The organism is Dolichospermum circinale AWQC131C, from assembly GCF_000426905.1.
Taxonomy (GTDB): Bacteria; Cyanobacteriota; Cyanobacteriia; order Cyanobacteriales; family Nostocaceae; genus Dolichospermum; species Dolichospermum circinale.
In genome coordinates this window covers 64,520-66,620 of the sequence record NZ_KE384607.1, presented here as the reverse complement: position 1 = coordinate 66,620, position 2,101 = coordinate 64,520, and the positions used below count along the sequence as shown (strand labels likewise).

The 2,101-nt window shown below is 41.5% G+C and carries 1 protein-coding gene; it reads left to right on the top strand.

Annotated features, from left to right (window positions below; all coding sequences use genetic code 11):
• Positions 1–2,101: DUF4347 domain-containing protein (locus ACIR131C_RS25080; protein WP_155963064.1), on the top strand; the 2,101-nt coding region annotated here is incomplete at both ends.

Below are 2,101 nucleotides of genomic sequence, written 5' to 3'. Positions count from 1 at the left end.
CCATACCTTCTCTCTTCAATCTTATACTCTTTTTGTCTCATTCTTAAGTTAAACTACTATATTTCCCCAAATCAAGACGGAATTGAGCAAATTAGCCAAATTTTACAACAACATCCCCACATCACCACCATTCACATCCTTTCCCACGGTTCACCTGGATGCTTATATTTAGGCAATAGTCAATTAAACTTAACTAATATTCACAATTACACCCAACAGTTACAACAATGGCAACCTCAGAATATTTTACTATACGGTTGTAACGTCGCTGCGGGGGATGCTGGAGAAGAGTTTATTCGTAAGTTACATCAAATTACCAACGCCACCATTAGCGCCTCCACCACAAAAACCGGCAATGCAGCATTAGGGGGAAATTGGCAGTTAGAGGTGAATATTCCCATTACAGATGTAGAGACGTTCCATGGAACGTCTCTACATTTGTCAGATATTGTTGCAGACACCCTCACCAGCTACCAGGGAGTATTTGCACCCACACTAGTGGGCAATTATGATACTTCTGGCTATGCTTATGGTGTGCAAGTAGTCGGTAACTATGCTTACGTAGCTGATGATGAATCAGGACTACAAATAATAGACATCAGCAACCCCTCTACCCCCACCCTCAAGGGCAATTATGTTACATCTGGCGCTGCTTATGGTGTGCAAGTAGTCGGTAACTACGCTTACGTAGCTGATGGTAATTCAGGACTACAAATCATTGATATTAGCAACCCCACAACCCCCACCCTCAAGGGCAATTATGATACATCTGGCTATGCTCAGGGTGTGCAAGTGGTGGGTAACTACGCCTATGTAGCTGATAGGTATTCAGGACTACAAATAATTGATGTTAGCAACCCCACAACCCCCACCCTCAAGGGCAATTATGTCACAACTGGCGGTGCTTGGGGTGTGCAAGTGGTCGGTAACTATGCTTATGTAGCTGATTATTATTCAGGACTACAAATAATAGACATCAGCAACCCTACAAACCCCACCCTCAAGGGCAATTATGATACATCTTACTATGCTCAGGGTGTGCAAGTGGTGGGTAACTACGCTTATGTTGCTGATTATGGTTCAGGATTACAAATAATAGACATAAGCAACCCCACAAACCCCACCCTCAAGGGACATTATGATACATCTGGCTATGCTTTAGGTGTGCAAGTAGTGGGTAACTACGCTTATGTTGCTGTTAATGAATCAGGACTACAAATAATAGACATAAGCGACCCCACAAACCCCACCCTCAAGGGCAATTATGATACATCTGGCTATGCTCAAAGTGTGCAAGTAGTCGGCAACTATGCTTACGTTGCTGATTATGAATCAGGACTACAAATCATAGACGTGAGTGAGTTTACTAACAAAGCACCCACTAATCTCACACTCTCCACCAGTACGATTGCGGAAAACCAAATTATTGGTACAGTAGTGGGTAATCTTTCCACCACAGATCCAAATACAAGTGACACCTTTACCTATAGTTTAGTCACTGGGGAAGGTGCAACGGATAATAGTTTATTCACTATTACCAATAATCAACTTAAAACCAACTTTGTATTTGACTTTGAAGCCAAAAACAGTTACAGCATTAGAGTTAGAACCACAGACCAAGGGGAGTTATTTTTTGAAAAACAATTAACCATTGGAGTAACTGACCTTAACGATAACGAAAGTTTCACCACCACAGCCCAACAAGATATCATAGATGCTGACTATGGAGAAGACACCATCACCAGCACTTTTGCCAATTTACAACAAAATGACACCATCAAAGGTGGTAATGGCACAGATACCTTAATTATCACTGGAGGAACATCTAATGATCTTATCTCCATAGATACCAATAACACCACCAATCAATTAGATATTCCTGGGACAACAGTATTCGGATTTGAACGCTTTGATTTAACTAGCTTTACAGGTACAGTTAGTTTTGATGGTACTACTGGTAATGATTGGATTAAAGCAGGTACAGGAAAGGATGATTTAACCGGTGGAGACGGTAATGACACTCTGAACGGGGGAACAGGTACAGACCTTTTAATCGGTGGTAAAGGAAATGATACCTTTGTCGTAGACAATATTGGTGATA